20 protein-coding genes are annotated in these 20,008 nt (G+C 48.3%); 5 read left to right on the plus strand and 15 right to left on the minus strand.

What is annotated here, in order from left to right; translation table 11 throughout:
- Positions 1–48: 48 nt before the first annotated feature.
- The 5 genes from BN162_RS10960 to BN162_RS10980 all read right to left on the minus strand — a co-directional run bounded on the left by BN162_RS10960 (position 49) and on the right by BN162_RS10980 (position 3,774).
- A complete protein-coding gene (locus tag BN162_RS10960; RefSeq protein WP_020225148.1) occupies positions 49–339 on the minus strand; it encodes a PTS sugar transporter subunit IIB in 291 nt (96 codons plus the stop codon).
- Positions 336–1,829, minus strand: a complete 1,494-nt coding sequence (locus tag BN162_RS10965) for a PTS ascorbate transporter subunit IIC (protein WP_020225149.1) — start codon at positions 1,827–1,829, stop codon at positions 336–338. Before BN162_RS10965 ends, BN162_RS10960 begins: the two co-directional genes overlap by 4 nt.
- A gap of 19 nt (positions 1,830–1,848) precedes the next feature.
- Positions 1,849–2,313: a PTS sugar transporter subunit IIA gene (locus BN162_RS10970; RefSeq protein ID WP_020225150.1), complete on the minus strand. Its 465-nt coding sequence runs from the start codon at positions 2,311–2,313 to the stop codon at positions 1,849–1,851.
- 180 nt (positions 2,314–2,493) lie between these two features.
- On the minus strand, positions 2,494–3,135 hold the full coding sequence (locus BN162_RS10975; protein ID WP_020225151.1) for a class II aldolase/adducin family protein: 642 nt from the start codon (positions 3,133–3,135) through the stop codon (positions 2,494–2,496).
- Positions 3,136–3,144: 9 nt separating this feature from the next.
- Positions 3,145–3,774 carry a ribulose-phosphate 3-epimerase gene (locus BN162_RS10980; protein WP_020225152.1) on the minus strand — a complete coding sequence of 210 codons (630 nt, stop codon included), beginning with the start codon at positions 3,772–3,774 and terminating at the stop codon, positions 3,145–3,147.
- A 162-nt stretch (positions 3,775–3,936) separates the two neighbouring features.
- On the opposite strand from BN162_RS10980, the gene ulaG reads away from it, so the two are divergent.
- The 3 genes from ulaG to BN162_RS10995 are packed head-to-tail and all read left to right on the plus strand — an operon-like array spanning position 3,937 to position 6,576.
- Entirely contained in the window at positions 3,937–5,043 is a 1,107-nt protein-coding gene (gene ulaG, locus BN162_RS10985; protein WP_020225153.1) for an L-ascorbate 6-phosphate lactonase, read from the plus strand.
- 40 nt (positions 5,044–5,083) lie between these two features.
- Positions 5,084–5,929 (plus strand): L-ribulose-5-phosphate 3-epimerase, encoded by an 846-nt coding sequence (locus BN162_RS10990; protein WP_020225154.1) that lies wholly within the window; start codon positions 5,084–5,086, stop codon positions 5,927–5,929.
- Complete coding sequence (locus tag BN162_RS10995; RefSeq protein WP_020225155.1) at positions 5,926–6,576, plus strand: orotidine 5'-phosphate decarboxylase / HUMPS family protein; 651 nt, start codon at positions 5,926–5,928, stop codon at positions 6,574–6,576. Before BN162_RS10990 ends, BN162_RS10995 begins: the two co-directional genes overlap by 4 nt.
- 215 nt (positions 6,577–6,791) lie before the next feature.
- Here BN162_RS10995 and BN162_RS11000 read toward each other — a convergent pair whose 3' ends face one another.
- On the minus strand, positions 6,792–7,577 hold the full coding sequence (locus tag BN162_RS11000) for a DeoR/GlpR family DNA-binding transcription regulator (RefSeq protein ID WP_020225156.1): 786 nt from the start codon (positions 7,575–7,577) through the stop codon (positions 6,792–6,794).
- Positions 7,574–8,302: a calponin homology domain-containing protein gene (locus tag BN162_RS11005; RefSeq protein ID WP_020225157.1), complete on the minus strand. Its 729-nt coding sequence runs from the start codon at positions 8,300–8,302 to the stop codon at positions 7,574–7,576. Before BN162_RS11005 ends, BN162_RS11000 begins: the two co-directional genes overlap by 4 nt.
- A 200-nt stretch (positions 8,303–8,502) precedes the next feature.
- On the opposite strand from BN162_RS11005, the gene BN162_RS11010 reads away from it, so the two are divergent.
- A complete protein-coding gene (locus BN162_RS11010) occupies positions 8,503–9,318 on the plus strand; it encodes a BtpA/SgcQ family protein (RefSeq protein WP_020225158.1) in 816 nt (271 codons plus the stop codon).
- 153 nt (positions 9,319–9,471) lie between these two features.
- Here BN162_RS11010 and BN162_RS11015 read toward each other — a convergent pair whose 3' ends face one another.
- The 4 genes from BN162_RS11015 to BN162_RS11030 all read right to left on the minus strand — a co-directional run bounded on the left by BN162_RS11015 (position 9,472) and on the right by BN162_RS11030 (position 14,440).
- Positions 9,472–10,314: a class II fructose-bisphosphate aldolase gene (locus BN162_RS11015; RefSeq protein ID WP_020225159.1), complete on the minus strand. Its 843-nt coding sequence runs from the start codon at positions 10,312–10,314 to the stop codon at positions 9,472–9,474.
- Between the two features lie 180 nt (positions 10,315–10,494).
- Entirely contained in the window at positions 10,495–11,589 is a 1,095-nt protein-coding gene (locus BN162_RS11020; RefSeq protein ID WP_020225160.1) for an alpha/beta hydrolase, read from the minus strand.
- Between the two features lie 15 nt (positions 11,590–11,604).
- On the minus strand, positions 11,605–13,461 hold the full coding sequence (locus tag BN162_RS11025) for a glucose PTS transporter subunit IIA (RefSeq protein WP_020225161.1): 1,857 nt from the start codon (positions 13,459–13,461) through the stop codon (positions 11,605–11,607).
- A gap of 46 nt (positions 13,462–13,507) precedes the next feature.
- Complete coding sequence (locus BN162_RS11030) at positions 13,508–14,440, minus strand: 1-phosphofructokinase family hexose kinase (RefSeq protein ID WP_020225162.1); 933 nt, start codon at positions 14,438–14,440, stop codon at positions 13,508–13,510.
- 191 nt (positions 14,441–14,631) lie between these two features.
- Here BN162_RS11030 and BN162_RS11035 point away from each other — a divergent pair, with 191 nt between their 5' ends.
- Positions 14,632–15,387: a DeoR/GlpR family DNA-binding transcription regulator gene (locus tag BN162_RS11035; RefSeq protein WP_020225163.1), complete on the plus strand. Its 756-nt coding sequence runs from the start codon at positions 14,632–14,634 to the stop codon at positions 15,385–15,387.
- Positions 15,388–15,472: 85 nt separating this feature from the next.
- Here BN162_RS11035 and BN162_RS11040 read toward each other — a convergent pair whose 3' ends face one another.
- The 4 genes from BN162_RS11040 to BN162_RS11055 all read right to left on the minus strand — a co-directional run bounded on the left by BN162_RS11040 (position 15,473) and on the right by BN162_RS11055 (position 19,976).
- Entirely contained in the window at positions 15,473–16,168 is a 696-nt protein-coding gene (locus tag BN162_RS11040) for an MBL fold metallo-hydrolase (RefSeq protein WP_020225164.1), read from the minus strand.
- Between the two features lie 590 nt (positions 16,169–16,758).
- Positions 16,759–17,583: an SDR family NAD(P)-dependent oxidoreductase gene (locus BN162_RS11045; protein WP_020225165.1), complete on the minus strand. Its 825-nt coding sequence runs from the start codon at positions 17,581–17,583 to the stop codon at positions 16,759–16,761.
- 139 nt (positions 17,584–17,722) lie between these two features.
- Positions 17,723–18,415 (minus strand): ABC transporter ATP-binding protein, encoded by a 693-nt coding sequence (locus tag BN162_RS11050; protein ID WP_020225166.1) that lies wholly within the window; start codon positions 18,413–18,415, stop codon positions 17,723–17,725.
- A 13-nt stretch (positions 18,416–18,428) separates the two neighbouring features.
- Positions 18,429–19,976, minus strand: coding sequence for an ABC transporter permease (locus BN162_RS11055; protein ID WP_020225167.1), 1,548 nt, complete (start codon positions 19,974–19,976; stop codon positions 18,429–18,431).
- Between the last annotated feature and the right edge of the window lie 32 nt (positions 19,977–20,008).

Below are 20,008 nucleotides of genomic sequence, written 5' to 3' on the forward strand. Positions count from 1 at the left end.
GCTTTAGAAAGAAGAGCTATCGGTCAGGATAGCTCTCATTCATTCAATTTAAGATACATACCCCGCCGCTTTTAAAGCCGCGATAATTTCATCCTGCGAAAGTGGATTTTTTAACGGATAAACATTCACTCCGGCCGCTTTGGCAGAATCAAACATTTTGATAAAGGCTGGGGAAGTCAGCACCAGATCATAGTTTCTGGCTGAGGACTTTCCTTCCGCAATCGGACAGTGCTTGACGTTCGCTTCCACCCCGACGCTTTTGCAGGCTTTCTGGGCCGTAATTGCCATTAACTGACTGGTCCCGGAGCCGCTGGCACAGCAGATCAGAATTTTAATCATAACGCAGCCGCCTCTTTCCGTTTCATATGCTCTTTATAAGCTTCATAATCACTGACGCACAGGAAGTAGCCTTCCGGATCCTTCTTGTACTGCAGCTGAGGAATCATCACCAATACGAGAATGACAATCGCTACGCCGATGTAAGACAGATATTTCATGATGAAGGTGAAGATCGGCCAAATGACCGCCCAGTCAAACATCGCCATGTAGCCGCCGAATTCGACCACACCGATACCATTGTAGGTAAAGGCCATCGCAGCAATCACTGAGCAGACAACCTGCAAGATGCCTGAGAAGAAAGTCGTGACCATCGCCGCTTTAGCACCGGCTTTGGCATTGACATAAATCGCAATCGTCGCATTGTCAAAGAAAACAGGAACGAAGCCCGCAATCGCCAGGACCGGTGATTTAAAGAGAATCAAACCGATAATCGCCAAGAATTGGCCCAAAGCGCCGAACATAAAGCCAAAGGTTACGGCATTTTCTGAACCGAAGCCATAGCCGGCGGCACAATCGACACCGACAATCGCGCCTGGGAGCAGTTTGCTTTGGATGCCCTGGAACGATGCGGTTAATTCGCCGACGAAGGTCCGGACGCCCAATTTCAGAATCGACAGATAAACCGCAAAGGCTAATGAGGTATCCAGGATATAGAACAGGAAGCTTTTGCCTTCGCCCAGCATCCCTGCGCTGACCAGATAATCTTTGCCTAGAACAAGCAGAATGACCGCGAAGAACAACGTCATTAACAAGGCTGTGGAAACCATATCTTCATTAAAAATAGACAGCCAGCCCGGCAGATCATAATCTTCAAGACGTTTGACTTTGCCGTCTTTTCCCTTAAAGAATTTATAGCCGATCGCGGACCAGATCGCAATTCCGAACATTTGTTGATGCGCAACGCAGAATCCTGCGCCATCCGTCAGATTTTGCGCTACCTCAACCGTAAGATTCGAGCCGACCGCCCAATACAGACCTAAGAGAATCGACATGATCAGCATTAATGGCCAGTCACCCAGCTGCGGGAAGCAGGTAAAGATGAACCAGAATGCGATCGTAGCCTGCTGTGTCTGAATGTGCCCTGTCGTAAAGACAGCTCTCATCTTTGTATATTTCTGGAATTTGACAAGCAGTAAGTTAAATACAAAGGCAAACAACAGCAGAAGCATTGCCTGTGAGAAAGATTTACCAGCTGCTTCCAGGGCTGACTGGGCTGCAGCCTGTCCCATGTACGTATCCAAAACGATAGCGCTTAAATTAAACTTGTCCTGCAAGGCCGCAATGATCGGCTTGAAGGTGCTGCTTAATCCGCCGGAACCGACCGTCAGAATTTTATAGCCGACGACGGCTTTGATAAAACCTGCGCATGATTCATGAAACGGCTTTTTCATCAGCATGTACCCGATGATAACGAGCAAACCGATAAAATAGGCCGGCTGAGTTAAGAAATTGTTGACAAAATACGCCCAAATCAATTCAAGAAATCCCATGATGCCCTCCTTTTAATAATTATTGTTCGGAATATTTCCAGTGTACTTTCATCAAATCATCTGCATTTTGTGCTTTCAACAGGTCTTCTATCGCTCCGTCCTTGAGCAGAAATTCAGCCAGGGCCACCATATTGCTCAAATGTTTCTCATTATCGGTCGCCGCCAAGGTGAAAAACAAGCGAGCATTCTTGGATGGATCCTCAGGATCAAAAACAACCGGCTTTTCCGTTTTCATGAAGCTGAGGCAGGTATCATGCACCCCTTCTCCCCCAAGGGTAGAATGCGGCATGGCGACTTCCGGAGCAATGATAATGTACGGTCCATATTCCTTCACATTTTCAATAATTGAACGAATATAACTGTCTTCTATAATCCCGTCGGCCCGCAGAGGTTCAGCGGCTGCTTGAATGGCGTCTGTCCAGTCCGCAAATCCTTCGCAAAAAATGTAGTGATTTGAAACAACGATGTCCTTTAAAATTGTCAAGGCCTCCTCTCTAGCTTAAGCTATCTAAAGTTTAGCACGCGAAGAAACCGCTTTCAACGAATTATATGAACCATTAAATAGATTTATGATTTTTAAGCATTTATTCCAAGGATATCTCTGGATTTTATTTCCATTTTACGATTATTTTATTCATTTAACGATTATTTATAAGTTTGTTTGTCATCTTCCAGATTGGCCATAATGCGTCCATCCCGCCGCTTCTTTCGCGATCTCCGCTTCGGAAAGCTCCGGCACCGGCCCCATAATCCGGGCCATACAATAGGTCTTCGCGGCTTCCTCAAGATAAACCGCTGAATACAAGGCTTCCTTTAAATCCTTTCCAAAGGTGATCACGCCATGATGCTTCATAATCACCGCGGCGGCTTCTTTGGCATATTCAACCGCCAGTTGTCCCATTCCGACATCCTGGGACGGCGTAAACGGTGCAACCTGAATCCGGGCATGCGCGGCGTCGATCAAAGTCACCATGCAGGCTGGCAGCGAATCATTGTTGAAACCAATCGCTGTTGCATACGGCTGATGCGTATGAATAATAGCGTTGATCGGAAGATGATCAAAGACATAGATCAACGCGGAAGAATCTGAAGATGGTTTAAGCCGGCCTTCGATCACGCGGCATTCATGATCAATCACAACGATATCCTCCGGCGTCATTTCCTCATACAGCATTCCGGAAGGCGTAACCAGATACCGTTCTTGATCCACACGCAGCGAAACATTGCCGCCTGTCAATGAAATCAGCCGATATTCCTTCATTTTCAAGCAGGCATCCAGCATTTCCTGTTTTTCTTTCTCGTACATAATTTCCTCCTATAATTTTTCATATTCTTTTAGGCTTTGGAGCGGATCTGCGCTGTTCCAGACAGCACGGCCCATAACCACAGCGGTGACCCCCGCTTCTGATAAAGATCGGATGTTTTCCGCCTGAATTCCGCCGTCCGCCCAGATCTCAATGTTTTTCGGCAAAATCGCTCGGGCTTCTTGAATCTTCTCGATCATGGCCGGGCAGAAATTTTCTCCTGCTTCATCCGGTTCGGCAGTCATGATCAGGATATAGTCCAGACTGGGGAAAAAGGGTCTGAATTCCCGAACTTGCGTTTTAAAATTCACAGCGATGCCGGCCTTGGCTCCCATCTTTTTAATTAGATTGATTTCCCGCAGCGGATAGGCGGAAGCTTCCCCATGGAAGCAGATATGAGAAAAATGACAGCCGCTGAGAGTTTGTAAAAACAGATAAGGCTGATCAGTCAACAAATGCAGGTCGAATTCAAAATCGGTCTGCTGCACCAGCTGACGAACCGTCTTTTGGCCAAATGTGATATTGGGCAGAAAATGACCGTCTTCGATATCGACATGAACATGGGGATGGCCTCTGATTTTTTCGAGCTCCCCGCTGATATTTAACGGGTTCGCGGATGCGATTGATGGATAGACCTTCATAATATCCCTCCTTTATGGATGTTTTCATTCTAGTAATTTTAAGGATATTTAGCTATATCACTCTTATATCATTTCCTAAAACGTTCAAATCGTTCATATAAAAGGCTATCCAGCATAAAATCGCCCATGTATAATGGAAACATAAATAAAGGAGGTCATAAAATGCCTAATGTCAAGGATGTAACCCGCGAAAGCTGGGTCCTCAGTACCTTCCCGGAATGGGGAACCTGGCTGAATGAAGAAATTGCTGAAACGGTCGTCGAAAAAGGAACTTTCGCGATGTGGTGGTTAGGATGCACCGGCTTATGGATTAAAACTGAAAATAACACCAATATCGCAATGGATTACTGGTGTGGTTCCGGAAAACGTTCGCATTATGACGATGCCGGCAGCCGCAAGATGATGGATCCGGATCACCAGATGGCAAGAATGTCCGGCGCCCGTCAGCTGCAGCCTAATCTGCGCGCTGTGCCGGCAGTACTGGATCCCTTTGCGGTCAGCGAAATTGACGCGGTCTTTGCGTCTCATACGCACACCGATCATATCGATGTCAATTTGGCCGCGGCGGTCTTAAACAACGTCAAAAAGAAAACGGTGATCAATGATGTCGAACGCGATGTTCCGTTTATCGGCTCTAAATTTGCCACCGATTTATGGCGCAGCTGGGGTGTTCCGGAGGATCGCCTGATTACAGTTCGTCCTGGAAATGTGATTAAAATCAGAGATATCGAGGTCACCGCCGTCGAATCGGTGGACCGGACAATCCTGATCACTGCACCGCCGCATGGTGAGGTCAAGGGCATGGCCTGCGACGATATGGATGAGCGTGCAGTCAGTTATGTTGTCAAAACTCCGGGCGGTACGATTTACCACAGCGGTGACTCCCATTTCGGCAACATGTATGCCAAGCACGGCAATCAATTTGATATCGACGTTGCGTTTGGATCCTTTGGGGAAAATCCGCGCGGCATCACCGATAAAATGACGGCCAGCGATATTCTGCGAATGGGCGAAGACCTGAAGACGAAGGTCATGATTCCCTATCATCATGATTTGTGGACAAATTTTAAAGCCGATACCAACGAGATTCTTGTATTGTGGTACATGCGGAAAAATCGTCTGCAGTATCAATTCAAGCCGTTTATTTGGGAAGTTGGCGGTAAGTTTGTTTATCCGGATGACAAAGATAAGATTTCATATAACTATCCAAGAGGGTTCGATGATATCTTTACTCACGATATAAATTTACCGTTCCCTAGTTTCCTTTAATCCTTTCAGGAACAGCTTTCGGGTTGTTCCTTCTTTTTCAATGACCAATTTAGAAGCCATTCCTCTTGGTATTTATGAAAAAGGGATTCCCCTTGCTTTGCCATGGAAAGAAAAGTTTCAGATCGCAAAAAAGACGGGTTTTGATTATATAGAACTGAGCGTCGACGGCCAGTCTTGCCGTTTGCAGCGGCTGGATTGGACTGATCAAGACTGTACTGAATTGAAAGCTCTGGCCCAACAGTTTCAAATGCCCTTTAGAACGATGGCGTTAAGCGCCAACCGATTCTTTCCGCTGGGTGATCCTCTGTTGTCTGATCAGGGAATCGACATCATCAAAAAAGCGGTGCAGTTGGCAGCCCGCCTGGATATTCCTGTGATTCAGCTAGCTCCTTACGATGTATATCAAAAGCCAAGCACTCCGGCAACTCGTGCGCGGTTTACCAACGCCTTACTGTCGGTATTGGATTTTGCCAGAAAATATTCGATCCTTCTCGCCATGGAAGTCCTGGAAGATGTACCGCATTTCTGCCGAATCGGCCAATGTACGGATTATATCCGCGAACTTCGCCATCCGCAGCTGAAGCTGTATGCAGATACGGGCAATCTTGTATATAACGGCTATGATGCGGCAGAAGAGCTGACCTATGCACACGGTGAAATTATCGCCTGTCATTTAAAAGACGCCGTTTTCCACAATGAACATAACGTTCCCTTTGGTTCAGGGTTGGTCGATTTTAACCGCTGTCTGCATTATTTTAAACACATTCCCTACGAAGGGACCTTTACTGCGGAAGTCTGGTGCGAGGAAGACATGAGTTTTATTCCACAGCTTTCCAGTATTCATCGTTTTTTAGCAGCAAAAATTATGGAGGAAAACAGAAAATGAAAATCCCTGCTTTACAGTTAGCCTTAGACTGCTCCAGCACCGAAGAAGCCATTCGTGACTGCCAGACCGGCGTTGTTGATGAAATTGACATTTTAGAATGTGGTTACTCTTTGATTGCCGCCGAAGGCGTGCGCGTCGTTAAATTATTCCGGGAGATGTATCCGAAAAAACCGCTATTGGCTGATCTGAAAATCGTCGATGCCGGAAGCAAAATCGGCGGCATGCTGCTGGACGGAAGACCGGATTATACAACGATCCTGTGCGCCTGTGAACCAGGCACCATTACTTCCGTCCAAGAAGAAGCAAGAAAACGCGGCCTGTCGACTCAATTGCAGATCGAGCTCTATGGCCACTGGTCTTTTGATGATGTTCCGCTGTGGAAAGAGTTGGGAATTTCCCAATTAACCTTACAGCATTCCGGCGACAAACCCGGCGGATGGGATGAAGAGGAAATTGCCACGCTGAAAAAATTATGCGAGTATGGAATTGACGTTGCCGCAACCGGCAGCATCGGCTATGATGACTTGGAAAAATTCCGCAGCATCCCAGTTTCCTGCTTTATTTTTGGTCGGGCGATTCGCGGCGCTCAAGATCCGGCCGCTGAAGCCCGCCGTTTAAAGGAAAAAATCAAAGAAATCTGGTCATAATCTTTTTATCAGGAAGCCGCTGACAAGCGCTGCAGAAAAAAATTGTGATGTCAGATAACCCCCATTGGGCAGACGAATCCTTACATCCCGATCTTCGATCCCTATCGGCATGCTTTTCCGCTGATGAATACAGCCGCAAACAAGCCGCTCAAAAGCATTAAAAAAGCATTGATTTCCTCAGATTTCAATGCTTTTTTCACGTTTGTTCTTTGAGGCTAGATTTTCCATCCGCCTTTCATCGCTTCCACCTTGATTACATTGATGCCGGTACTTTCTTTTACCTTCTCAATCACTTCATCATCGGCTTTCACATCGGTAATCAGATAATCGAAACCTTTCAGACTGGAATAGAAAAATGAATAACTGACGCCGATCTTGGTGCTGTCGCACAAAACAAAACGCTGGCCGCTGGTACGTTTGATCATTGTCTGATTGATCAGCATTTCCTTCATCAATCCCGTTGATATGCCATTTTCAGTTAATCCGCTGCAGCCGACGAAGCACTTGGTCGCCGTGATATTGTTCAGCGCTGCAACCGCAAAATCACCTGTCATAGAATTTTTTGGGAACCGCACCTCACCGCCGGTGAAAATAATCAGCACCTTGGGATCAGGTGTATAGTTAATTGCCCGCGCATTGTTGGTGATGATCGTTACGTGCTTATCTTTAATATAGTCGACAATCATCAAGGCTGTCGTACTGGAGTTTATAAAAATCACATCGTCTTCCTCGATATAAAGCGCCGCGCGTTTGGCAATCGCTTTCTGAAATGTGGTTCGTTCATATTCAGCATCTTCAACAAATTCCTGAATTAGCGATGCCCCGCCGTAGTTTCGGATAATCGCGCCTTTATCCTCCCAATACTGCAGATCCCGACGAATTGTAATCGGTGATACATGATATTTTTCAACTAATTCATCTACGCTGACAGACCGCTTTTCTTCAATTTGGCGCATGATCTTAATCCTGCGGTCATTCACGATTGCTTTGCTTACTTTCATGAAACGCGCCCCTCCCTTAATGCCTGAATCCGCTGCTGATACTCGGCCTTTTCTTCGCCGCTGGATAAATTAGCGAGCTGACTGTAAATAAAGATGATTTCCTTCGGATTCATTTTAGAAACCTTTACGGACTTAAAGCATTCGTAGGCTTTCTTATTATTTCCCAACGCCAGTTCATGCAGTCCGTCCAGTTCATCATAATGAATCAGATTCGGTCTTTTTTTCATTTTTTCAACAGCCTGAGCCTCGCTGTAAACCTGATTGACTTTCTTGACATTTCCCAGCATCAGATAAGCTCTGATTTGATAATAATACATAACAATTAACAATTCAACGCTGCTTCTGAATTTCTTTTCGTTTTTTGCAATGAGTTTGAGGACTTTATCGGGTTCTTTTTTTTCCATCGCAAGCATCACTTCAAAAATACCTGAATTCTTTTCATAATTCTTCGTGATATCCATTCTGCATACACGCTGGTATTTCATCTCTGCAGCTTCCGGATCCAGCAGAAAATTCAGGGTATACAGTGCATCCTGATATAAATACTTCAAATATTCATAATAAACAGCACAGGCGAAAATCGCTAAGCAAAAGATAAGCATGGCCCAGTCCAGAATAGTTTTTTCTGAATTCATAAACATACTGAAGGTCAAGCCAAGAAATCCCAAAAAGATGGCAGCGTTGATGATTGTGGTGATCTGTTGTTTGATTGAATATTTTTTCATGTTCTCGATACCTCCGTCCTCATTATAGCACTTATGATTTATTTTTATGAATTATTTTTGATTAAATCATTAATTTTTATCATATACATGTATTTTTATGATTTAAGAACATTTAATCCGTTATATGATTACTCACTTTCAATCACTAGAATCATATAATTCCTTGAACTATAATGGGGTTGTTCAAGGAGGAAATGATTATGAACAATTGGTTGGAAGAATTATTTGGCGTAAAAAAGCCGATCATCGCAATGTGTCATCTGCAGCCGCTCCCAGGAGATCCATACTATGACAAGGAAGGCGGCATGGCCAAGGTCCTTGACTGTGCAAGAAGAGATCTTCATGCTTTACAGAACGGCGGCGTTGACGGCGTCATGTTCTCTAACGAATTTTCGCTGCCTTATTTAACCAAAGTAGAGCCGGTGACCGTTGCCGCCATGGCTAACGTGATCGGTGAGTTAAAAAAGGAAATCACAATTCCTTACGGCGTAAACTGTCTCTGGGATCCGATTGCTTCACTGGATCTGGCCGTCGCTGTCGATGCCAAGTTTATTCGTGAAATTATCTCCGGCGTTTATGCTTCAGATTTTGGACTGTGGAATACCAACGTTGGAAAAACTGTGCGTCATAAAATGGCGATCGGCGCGGAGAACGTAAAAATGTTGTTTAATATCGTTCCGGAAGCGGCTAAATATCTTGCGGACCGAAATATCGCTGAGATCGCAAAATCAACGGAATTCAATAATCGGCCTGACGCGTTATGCGTTTCAGGATTAACGGCTGGCAGCGAAACTGACACGCAGGTTCTCACCCAGGTTAAAAAAGCTGTTAAACATACGCCGATCCTCTGCAATACCGGCTGCAATAAAGATAACATTACAAGACAATTATCCGCAGCTGACGGCGCTGTCTGTGCCACAACCTTTAAAATTGGCGGTATTTTTGAAAATGCGGTCGATGAAAAACGCGTAAAAGAGTTCATGGACATTGTCAAAGCGTTCCGGGAAACGTTATAAACGTCCCAAACTGATTTTCTCCCTTTCCAAGCATAAAAAAGATCCATGGGTCAGGAATTTCCGATTCTTATCCTGTGGATCTTTTTCTATTCTTATCTGTCTTTCTGTACGGGACAGACTTTTAAAAATGGATCTGTCTGCGCTGGATATTTTCTATTCCGCTTTGCCCTGCGATCCATAGATCACGATCATCTCTTTCATCTTGGCTTTCACCGCTTCATAGATCACAGCGCTGAAATCGTAAGCATGATTGCCTTCCAGATCAGCGGTCTTCGCAGCCTTTGCGGCAGCCTGGCACAGGTCGTTGGCAATGTTGACTTTATTGATTCCCTGACGGCAGGCTTGGCGCAGCAATTCATTGTCAGTGCCGGAAGAACCGTGCATGACTAATGGGAAATTTCCGGTTTTTGCCTTGATCGCCGCCAGCCGTTTGAAATCCAGTTTGGGTTTCATGCCTTTCGGATAGGCACCATGAGCGGTACCGACCGCAACCGCCAGACAGTCAACGCCCGTCTGCCGGATAAACTCAGCAGCCATTTCCGGTTCGGTCAGCGCCGCTTCCCCATCGGTTTCATACTGATCCGCCATGCCGACATGACCCAGCTCAGCTTCCACGGAAATCCCCAGCGCGTGCGCCAGTTCCACGATTTCCCGGACTTCCCGTACATTCTGTTCAAACGGACAGGCCGAGCGGTCGATCATGACCGAAGTAAAACCCGCGCGGAAGGCTTCCAATATCTGTTTTTTCTCACCGCCATGATCCAGATTGACCGCGACCGGAACCGTGGCCCGCTTCGCAAAATAACAGGCGATCTGTCCCAGCAGAAACAGATCCGGATTCGCCGGATACGCGATATCCAGGATGAGCGGAGCCCGCAGTTCTTCCGCGGCGTCAATCACCGCCCGAACGTCCAGTTCCGTCCACAGATTGGGAGCCGCCACCGCATAATTGCCGGCGCTGGCTTTGTCGAGAATGTCCTTCATCGTTACAAGCATGATAATCCCTCCTTCTCCATCCGCATCGGATGGTCTTTTCAAAAGTTTTGCCGTGCTGCTCTGCTTCCATTATCGCACACCCCGCTTTCCTCTGCATTATGGAAAGCTTGAAAGGGGAACATTTTATCCTTAAAAGGAAATGATGGAAAAAGGGACGACTTGCTCGCCCCTGACTGAAAATTACTTGTCCATCGCCTGAATTTCGCCGGCGATCAAATGACAGAGATCCTCGGATTGAACGATCGTGCCGAGCATGTCGAGAAAGCCATGATCGCAGCCGCAGTAGCGCACCGACTTCACGTTTACGCCAACCTCCTGCAAAACGGAGACAAAGTAGTCGCTGCCAACGCGCAGATAATCATATTCCGCACTCACAATGACCAACGGCGGAAATTTGGCCAATCGTTCTGCCGGTGCATAAATCACCGAAACCAGCGGATTTTCATAGCAGGTCTTTCCCTGCAGATACAGACTTTCCGCTTCACTGACGCCGATGCTGTTTTTAATTCGGTCAATCCGGCTGTACGCTTCCTTACGCTGATCCTCCACAATCGGATAGGCATCATACGACCAGGTGTAGCGAAGCTGCTTGTGATAATCCGTGCTGTCCACAGCCGGATAAATTTCAAACGCTTTTTTGATCACGCCGGTTTCATCCTTTAACAGACAAGCGTTCGTCAGCGCTCCGCCGGCGCTGTCACCCGCAACCATCAGCCGCTCTAAGTCAACATTCAGCAACTCCGCATGCTCAACAACCCATTGAACGGTTCCCCAGGCATCTTCAATGGAAGCCGGATACGGACATTCCGGAGCCAGCCGGTATTCCGGGAAAACAACCGCGGCATGTGCCAGTTCAGCGATAAGCCGCATCTGGTTGGCAAACAACCGCATATCCCCGGCCGTCATGCCGCCGCCATGAAAGTAGATCAGCACCGGCAAAGGTCCCTGATCATCCTGACGGCGGTAAAGATAAACATCGATCTTATGATCATGCTGGATGTCGATCAGCTGTTCTTCGACCTCGATTTGAACTTCGCATAAATCTTCGGTCACCTTGTCCGGCCGATAACGTTCCTGCGAAAGCCGATATCCGTTTTGAGAGCGCTGCGCGAACATTTTCTGTTTCATCCGAATGACTTCCAGCAGCCGCGGATCCAGCACATGCTTGCGTTCATCATCCGGCACCGGCTTCATCAGAACAGGTACTCCGCCGATCATTTCAACATGTTCCTTTGCCCGAATTTGCTCCAGCAGCTGCTTATCATATTTCCGCATAGAATTCCCCTTTCTCTACGCTGCCGCAATCAGCTGTTGGCGCTGATCGTCGGCTCTGACCTCGGCATACGCCGCACTGTTTAATAAGATCACAATGATCGTATCGTCGAGCTGCTTTGCCTTGAAGGCTTCCAAATCAACTTTAGCCAGCAGCTGACCGCGGGATACGGTCTGTCCCACCTCAACCAGCGGTGTAATTTCATGCTCGGTCAGCTTCATCGAGTCAATGCCGATATGCACCATCACCTCGGCGCCGCCTTCACCCTGAATCGTAACCGCATGTTTAGTCGGGGCAATGGAATTGATGACGCCGCTGATCGGAGCCTTCACTTCATCCGTCTGCGGGCGGATCCCGAAACAAGCGCCCAGCGTTCCCGCCGCAAAGACCGGATCCGCAATTTTTTCCTGGGCAATATAGACGCCCTCCGCCGGGGCGGACAGTTCGATCGAGGCTAAAGCGGGTACAGCTTCACTTTCATCGTCTTCATTATAGACACTGTCATCCCACTTGGTTAAGAAGACGAAGACAAACGAGCAGACTGCCATGATTCCCACACCGATTAACGCCTTGATGAAGTTTGCGGTATCGCCGTTTTCGCCTAGATATAATAAGATGTTTGTCAGCGAATAACCGCCGAAGCCGTAGCATTTCAAGTGAACGAAGCCGGCATACAGTCCGGTGATCAGCGAAGTCGCAATACTGCAGAAGTACACCTTCGGCATTTTGTAGGAAATACCGTAGGTTGTCGGTTCGGAAATCCCGCCGAACAGCGCGGATATTGAAGCCGGGAAGGCGATTTCCTTTAACCGGCGCTGCTTGCTTTTTAACGCCACGGCCAAAGCGATGAAGCCCGGTGTGATCGTGCAGCAGAAGAACCAGATATTGATGAAGTCGTCATAGCCGACGGTGGCCAGACTGGTTGTGGCAATCGGAATCAAAGCCAGATGGAAGCCCGGGCATAACAAACCGAGCGTACAGGCAAAGATGATGATCGCCGGCACGGCCGCCCAGCTGGCATAATTGCGGATCCAGGCAATGAACATCGCAATATAATTGGTGACTAAACCGCCCAACGGACCGGTCAGCGTCAGCGTGATGACGGACGTGATCAGAATCAAAAGAAATGGTTTCAGGAAATGCCGGACGGAAAGCGGCAGGGCCTTTTTCAGCATCTGATCAAGCTTGGACATAACCCAGACGGACAGGATGATCTGCAGCACTGCACCGTTATAAGTCGTTAACAGCGTCGGAATCCCGAAGTATGACGTATAGCCGCCGGCTCCGGCCATCGTTACCCAATCCGGATAAAGCAGCCAACAGGCTAAAAGCATCGCCAGAACCGGTTCGATATCAAACTTCTTCGCCGAGGTGTAGGCAACGAAAACCGGCAGGAAATAGAAGACCGACTGCGCCAGATTGTTCAGAATGATATACGTAGAATTGGTTGAATCCAGCCCAAAGACCAGGTTCAGCAGCAAAAGCAGGCAGGTCAGAAAGCCGGCGGCGATCAGCGAAGGAATGACCGGACTCATGATTCCAGCCATCAGCTGCAGGAAATTCGAGAAGATCGTGACAAGCTTTTTTTCCTGCGGCTTCTGAGTTACCCCGTCAGTTTTCCCCACGCGTTTTTCAACCTCCAGAAACAGATCCTCAATGATTTGTCCGACGATGACCTGGACTTGATTGGCATGCGCTTCTACGCCCAGCACTCCTGGAATCTTTTTTAAGGCGTCCGGATTCACTTTGGCTTCGTCGCGGATCACCACGCGCAGACGTGTCGCGCAGTGATTGACGTTGGTGAGATTTTCCTTGCCGCCCAGCTGTGTGACAATCGCAGCGGCCATGTCGGCGTAATTCAGTTTTTTTGCCATGATTTTTCTCCCTCTTTCTAATATTCAGTTCGCCATTGCTTGATGGTTAACGACTTGATTCCAGCTTTTCAACATGAACCCGGCTCAGACCGCGTTCAATTTGTTCCAGCCTGACATCTTCCTGAGTCATCGCGACACTGCTTCCGGCCGCCCCGGCCCAAGCCAGCGCTTCGGCTTTTGAACAGCCTTCACTCAGCTTGCCGACAAACGCCGCCAGCATCGCATCACCGGATCCGACCTGATTGACCGCTTCGATCGGCTGCTGAAATAGCCGGTAGCCTCCGTCAGATCCTGCCAGATAGGCGCCATCCGCCCCCAGCGAAATCAAGATGTTTTCCACACCGTTTTCCAAAAGTTGGGCAGCCGCTTCCGGCAGCTCGCTGAGCGTTAGCTCCGGTTGATGGATCAAGAGCTTAAACTCATAGAAATTCGGTTTGATCAATGCCGGATGACAGCGCTGAATGAGTGCTGGAGTCAGCGTTTCCATGTCGATTACCAGCTTCGCGCTATGCGCATGAATGCAATCCGACAGACGAATCAGAAAATCTCCGCTCAGCCCCCGCATCATATTGCCGCAGACCGCAACCCAATCCCCGGGTCCGATCGAATCCAACAACTTTAAAACAGCCTGCTCACTCTTCGGCTCAGCCTGCGGACCGCGGGCATTCACGCACAGCGTCCCCTGCCCGTGATACAATTTCACATTGATCCGGTTCGTCCCCGCTATCGGCACAGTCACTAAATCGATTAAGGGAACTGACCGCAGGCGGCTTTGAATATAATCACCGGTAAAACCGCCCAGCAGCGCGATGGCTTGAGATGGAATCCGCAGCTTATCCAGCATCATCGAAACGTTTAATCCCTTGCCGCCGACCTTCATCCGTTCATCAACGGTCCGGTTGACCTCGATATCCACTAACGGTTCGTCCACCGTCATCGTATAGTCAATCGAAGGATTCAGCGTGATTGTTATAATCATGAAGCAATACCTCCTTGCAGTTTCAATGTAAGCGATATCATTTGCAATTTCAAGCATAATTTGATCGTTTTAAAAAATAATCATGATTGTTTCTTGGTTTAATCAATCAAAATGATTGATTTATTAATTTTGATGATCATCTTCAATCATGCCCATGAAAGTGTGCTATAATGGCTTCGGAGGGAAATACGATGATAAAACAACAACGCTGGGCGGCCATCATTGATCAGTGCCGCCAACACACCTCGGTCAGCGTCGCGGAGCTGGTTCAGCTCCTAAACGTTTCTGAAGCGACAATCCGCCGTGATCTGCAGCAAATGGAAGATCTCAACATGGTCAGCCGGCTCCATGGGGGCGCCCGTCTGAACGATGATCAGTCCGCCGAACCGCCGATGCTGATCAAATCGGAAACCAATGTTTCCAGCAAAAATCAGGTTGCGCGCCTGGCTGCCGGAATGATCAAAAACAATCAGATGGTCTATATCGACGCCGGCAGTTCTACCTATGAAATGCTGAATTATGTGCGGGCGAAGAACATTACGGTTGTCACGATCGGCATACCGCACATTGCCAAATTGAAGCACAATTCCACGCACACGATTCTGCTCGGCGGGACCATCCGCTGGACAACCGAAGCCGTTACCGGCAATATGACGCTGAAGCAGCTGGACGACCTGTTCTTCGATGTGGCGTTCATCGGCGTCAACGGCATTCACGAAAAAGTCGGTTTTACGACGACCAACGAACAGGAAGCCGACGTCAAAGCGAAAGTGATCGCGCATTCCAGTTCCACCTTCATCCTCGCTGACGGTTCCAAATTCAATAAGCTCTACCCCGTCAAATTTTCCCGTTTGGATCAGGCCGTCATCCTCAGCGATGAGATTCCGGATTTTGACCGTTCGCAGATACGCTATCAGTTAACCAACGGTGAAAGCCGCCTGGATTAAATCCTTTCAGACAAAAAGAAAAAGCCGGTTCCAGCCTTCCTGCAGCAATGACCGCTGCGGATAAACAGGATTCCGGTTTTTCTTTTTATTTGGATAATGCAGGATAATAAATGGCCGCTGATTTCCAGCAAATTTCTTGGATATTGCCCGCGAAGCGCTCCGCAGGCACGCCTTGAAGCTGCCCCCGCTGCACCTGCTCACACAATTCAATCAGCTCACCGATGCGCGCTACAGAAACCTCTACCGGTCCATGCGAGCCATAAATTACATCAAGCTGATCGGCAATCGCCGCCAGCTTCCGCAGGCTGGACAGATACGCCTGTAAGTTGCGGCCTTCACCAAACATAAAGGTCGTGGCATTGGTTACACTGTCGCCGCTGATTAAAAATCGTCTGGACTTTTCCCACAGGGCAATACTGCCTGGGGTATGCCCGGGAATCAGGACAATCTCAAAGTGATACGGCTCAAAATCCAGCTGATCGCCTTCCAGCACCGCAATGAGTTCTCCGGAATACGGATGTTTCTGCATAAACCGCGCCATCTCCGAGGGATGAAGCAGAATTTTATCAAATTCATCACAGGCTGCCATGTGGTCCGGATCGCTGTGCGTTAATAAGAACGTCACCGGCTTGTCAGTCTGTTGGGTCACCCTTTCTCTTAAACCCGCTTCGACACCGCCGTCGACAACCAGAGCCGCACGTTCACCTTCAATGAAGAAACAGCGGACATAGCCTTCTTCGATACTGCAGAGATGATCTCGAACACGCTTCATTTCCATCATGGGTTTCCTCCTGGGAAGCTTTCAGTTCCCACTAATCTTGTTTAACTTTAGTTTCAATCAAAAGTTTGGAAATTTCAAGTCTTTCTTCAAGCTTGCCTATCTTTTGAGTCAGACCGGAAATCAATTTTCAGAAAAGACTTAAAGCGGGGAGTAATGAAATTCAAAAAAACCTGCCGAGGGGAGCGGCAGGCTTTTCTGGGATAGACAGGAGGGGAAGCCTGCCTTTTCCGATTATTTTTATTGTTAAGAGGGGAAAATATTTTATAAAAAAGGGAACTTATTTTTTATGCTTCTTCAGTCGAGCTTGAACTTGGATGCCTCCTTTCTTGTATGCTTGTATTATAGGCAAACATTATGGGATAAGTATCAAAAGCACGTGAAGGTTGCGTGAACTTCCTAAAGACTTTCTTAAGACAACACTTTTCTGTTTTACGTCAGGACAATCTGCGGGATTGTTAACTCCGATTCTCAAAATCAGTGACTTGATCCAGACAGTTCACGCCTTGAACGGATTCAGCTAGGTTTCCTGAAGACAAAAAGAAAACGGAAATGATTTCCGCTTTCCTGGTTGGTTATCAGATTTTCAAGGCTTAATAGACGGTGAAACCGCCGTCGGCGACGACGATCGAACCGGTGATGTGACGCGCTTCATCCGAGGCGAAGTACAGAATCGTAGCCGCCTGTTCTTCCGAAGTCGCATTGCGTCCCTGCAAGGTCTGTGTTTTGCCGGCGATCATGGAGTTTTTCATGAATTCGGAAGGATCAATGCCCTGCGCTTTCAGTTCAGCGATCTTGGCATAGATCTTTTCTTTTGCCGCTTCGGTCAGCGGTGTGTCCGTTCCGGCCGGACAGACGGCATTGCAGATAATGTTGTTTTTTGCATAATCCATCGCCGTGGATTTGGTCAGGCCGACCACGCCGTGCTTGCTAGCGACATAAGCCGGACCCGCCGGCGTTGCGCGAACACCGGCAACCGATGCGGTGTTGACAATCGCTCCGCCGTTTTCATTCTTCAGCATATATTTAATTTCTTCGCGGATGCAGTAGAACATCGCATTCAGATTCGCGTTGACAACACTGAACCAATCGTCATCCGTCAGATCTTCGATCTTCTTGGAATCCCCGACGATTCCCGCGTTGTTGATCGCAATGTCCAAACGGCCGTAACGTTCGACCGCTTTCGCATAGAGATTCAGAATGTCTTCTTTTTTCGTGACATCGCACTGAATGAAGACCGCTTCGCCGCCCGCCTCGCGTATTTCCTTTTCAATGGCTTCTCCGCGCGCCTGACTGCGGCCTGCGATGACGACCTTGGCGCCTTCCGCGCCTGCTCTTAAGCAGACGGCTTTGCCGATACCCGAAGTCCCGCCGGTAACGACCATAACCTTACCGGCAAATCGATCTTGAATGATCATGAATTGTTCCTCCTGTTCACTATCTCTATTATACCTCGATCGATTTTAAAAGGCCACGGTTTTGTTACTTTTTTCACATTATCATTCGGCGGCGCTTTATTCACCGCAAAGACGAATAATCCGCGGTTAAAGAAGGAATTCAGACTTTCGCTTCCTCCTTCTTAGGATTCATTCGGTGCAGCTGTCCTTCGGCCAGAAGCACCCGCTCATCGCTGAACTGCGAAACTGTTTCTGAGTGCGTCACGACGATAACGGTCTTGCCGAATTCTTCTGCCAGCTGCTTGAAGATCCGGATGATTTCCTGTTCGGTTGCGGTATCGAGATTTCCGGTGGGTTCGTCCGCAAAAATCAGATCGACATTGGCTGCCAAAGCCCGGGCAATCGCAATGCGCTGCTGCTCGCCGCCGGACAGTTTGGAAATCGGACGATTGGCTTTTGACTGAACAATTCCGACCTTTTCCAGCAGCGCATAGGCAATTTCCCTGCGGTTTTTCGGTACGGCGTTGTCGGTTTCGGTCATTGCTAATTCGACGTTCTCAATCCCGGTCAGATAGTTGATCAGATTATACTGCTGAAATACGATGCCGATCTGATTGCGGCGGTAATGATACAGCTGAGCGGATGTAATCGGAGTGTCGTTATACCACAGTTCGCCGCTTTCCGCGCTGTCTAATCCTGCCAAAATCGATAACAGCGTCGTCTTGCCGCTGCCCGACGGTCCCAGGATCGTATAGAATCGTCCATCTTCAAAGGTATAGGAACAATCCTGCAGGATACTGCGCCGGGATGCTCCGTCGGTATAGCCATAATTCAGATTGATTAATTTTAACATGCGGTTGACCTTTCTAATTCTGACTCATCAGAATCTTTTTCGGATTGAAGCGCAGCACCATCAAGGATGGAATCAGCGTGCTGACAAAGACGACGCCGATGCCGAGCAGGAAGATCTGGATCAGAATGACGGCATTGACGCCGGCATGATAACTGGCCGTGACTTCTTCCTGAGAAACCTCGTTAAACAGCGAATCGGAGGAAGCGGAAGAGTAGATGAAACCGCTTTGGGCACTGTTGTTCTGATTTTCCTGAACCTGCATCGCCAGAGCCTGCTCGCCCACCCGACCGGCGATCATCGAACCCGTCGCACAGGCCAGGATAAAGCCCAGCATGGCTGTGATTAGAACCTCGCTAAACAGCTGAGCGACGATCTTCACTTTAGAAACGCCGATGGAAAGCAGGACGCCGATTTCTGTTTCCCGGGTTTTTAACGTCAGCGCACTGACGAGGGAAATGATAACGACGGCATTGATCAAAACGACCGCAACGATCAGATCAGAGAAAACCGTTAAAGTGTCCAGAGGTTTTGATAAACGCTGATACATTTCATCATTGGCGTCCATGACCAGAAATTCGTCCATACTCTGACCATATTGTTCTCGGAAAGCGTCAACCTCCAGCGGATCGTTCAGCACGAAGATCGCGCTGCTTGGATTGTAATCTTCCGGCGTAGTTTCCTGTGCCTTGGGATTGGCTTGATGAAACTGCGCCATCAGTTCCAGATCCCGCTGCATATAGAGCGGCTGCGGAATTATCACTTGATTGGCGGGATTCGAATAAGTGCTGGCCCACTGCAGTTCATCATTGCTCAGCTCCTCACCGCTTTCCAAAATTCCGACGATTTCCAAATCGAGAACATTGTTGTTCTGCGGATCGGCAATCGCTTTCATTTCATCATCGGAATACAATTTCAGCTTCAGAAAATCCCCGACGTTCAGATTGTTTGCTTCCGCCAGCCGCTTGTCGATCACGGCGACGGCGCTGCCGTTGTCAATTTCTTCCTGTGTAAGCATCCGTCCGGAAGCCAGCTTCCAGGTGCCGTCTGCCAGCTTGGTCAACTGCGGCGCCATAACGCCCAACATCGTCATGTCCGGAGTCTGGCTGTTCTGCTGACCGCTGCCGGATATCGTTTCCGACATGACAACCGAAGTACCGAAGAGTGCATCCTCATCGTCTTCATTGGAAGCTGGCCGCTGAATCGGCACCGGCTCAAAGCCGTCGGCATACCCGACAGTGGAGCGCATCCAATCCGCCGCTTTCACGCGGGAATCCGCAAGCATCTTGCGCACCCGCTCCGGATCGGGCTTCGGGGAGGTGAAGTTCTTCCGTTCGTCCCCCTCTAGCTGCATGTATTTTTCGTACCAGGCGTCAAAATCAACCTGAAAGGCGATGACCGGATTCATTTTGCGCCGGGTTTCAGTTTTGGCCTGAGCGGCGGCGGAACTGATTGAAAATCCGACGACGACAAAGTTTGCGATCAAAAAGAAAGTCAGGGTCAGAAGCAGGGATTTGGTCTTACTGCGAGTTAAGTGCCGTAGGGCACGCTGCATAAAATTCATAGTGAATCTCCTTTCTCAGGGTGCAATGAAAA

The organism is Holdemania massiliensis AP2 (genome assembly GCF_000327285.1).
Taxonomy (GTDB): Bacteria; Bacillota_I; Bacilli_A; order Erysipelotrichales; family Erysipelotrichaceae; genus Holdemania; species Holdemania massiliensis.

Bases quoted from the DNA above. Each gene is read 5' to 3' on its own strand.
- BN162_RS10960 (WP_020225148.1), bottom strand. From the start codon at position 339: ATGATTAAAATTCTGATCTGCTGTGCCAGCGGCTCCGGGACCAGTCAG.
- BN162_RS10965 (WP_020225149.1), bottom strand. From the start codon at position 1,829: ATGGGATTTCTTGAATTGATTTGGGCGTATTTTGTCAACAATTTCTTA.
- BN162_RS10975 (WP_020225151.1), bottom strand. From the start codon at position 3,135: ATGTACGAGAAAGAAAAACAGGAAATGCTGGATGCCTGCTTGAAAATG.
- BN162_RS10980 (WP_020225152.1), bottom strand. From the start codon at position 3,774: ATGAAGGTCTATCCATCAATCGCATCCGCGAACCCGTTAAATATCAGC.
- ulaG (WP_020225153.1), top strand. From the start codon at position 3,937: ATGCCTAATGTCAAGGATGTAACCCGCGAAAGCTGGGTCCTCAGTACC.
- BN162_RS10990 (WP_020225154.1), top strand. From the start codon at position 5,084: ATGACCAATTTAGAAGCCATTCCTCTTGGTATTTATGAAAAAGGGATT.
- BN162_RS10995 (WP_020225155.1), top strand. From the start codon at position 5,926: ATGAAAATCCCTGCTTTACAGTTAGCCTTAGACTGCTCCAGCACCGAA.
- BN162_RS11000 (WP_020225156.1), bottom strand. From the start codon at position 7,577: ATGAAAGTAAGCAAAGCAATCGTGAATGACCGCAGGATTAAGATCATG.
- BN162_RS11005 (WP_020225157.1), bottom strand. From the start codon at position 8,302: ATGAAAAAATATTCAATCAAACAACAGATCACCACAATCATCAACGCT.
- BN162_RS11010 (WP_020225158.1), top strand. From the start codon at position 8,503: ATGAACAATTGGTTGGAAGAATTATTTGGCGTAAAAAAGCCGATCATC.
- BN162_RS11015 (WP_020225159.1), bottom strand. From the start codon at position 10,314: ATGCTTGTAACGATGAAGGACATTCTCGACAAAGCCAGCGCCGGCAAT.
- BN162_RS11020 (WP_020225160.1), bottom strand. From the start codon at position 11,589: ATGCGGAAATATGATAAGCAGCTGCTGGAGCAAATTCGGGCAAAGGAA.
- BN162_RS11025 (WP_020225161.1), bottom strand. From the start codon at position 13,461: ATGGCAAAAAAACTGAATTACGCCGACATGGCCGCTGCGATTGTCACA.
- BN162_RS11030 (WP_020225162.1), bottom strand. From the start codon at position 14,440: ATGATTATAACAATCACGCTGAATCCTTCGATTGACTATACGATGACG.
- BN162_RS11035 (WP_020225163.1), top strand. From the start codon at position 14,632: ATGATAAAACAACAACGCTGGGCGGCCATCATTGATCAGTGCCGCCAA.
- BN162_RS11040 (WP_020225164.1), bottom strand. From the start codon at position 16,168: ATGATGGAAATGAAGCGTGTTCGAGATCATCTCTGCAGTATCGAAGAA.
- BN162_RS11045 (WP_020225165.1), bottom strand. From the start codon at position 17,583: ATGATCATTCAAGATCGATTTGCCGGTAAGGTTATGGTCGTTACCGGC.
- BN162_RS11050 (WP_020225166.1), bottom strand. From the start codon at position 18,415: ATGTTAAAATTAATCAATCTGAATTATGGCTATACCGACGGAGCATCC.
- BN162_RS11055 (WP_020225167.1), bottom strand. From the start codon at position 19,976: ATGAATTTTATGCAGCGTGCCCTACGGCACTTAACTCGCAGTAAGACC.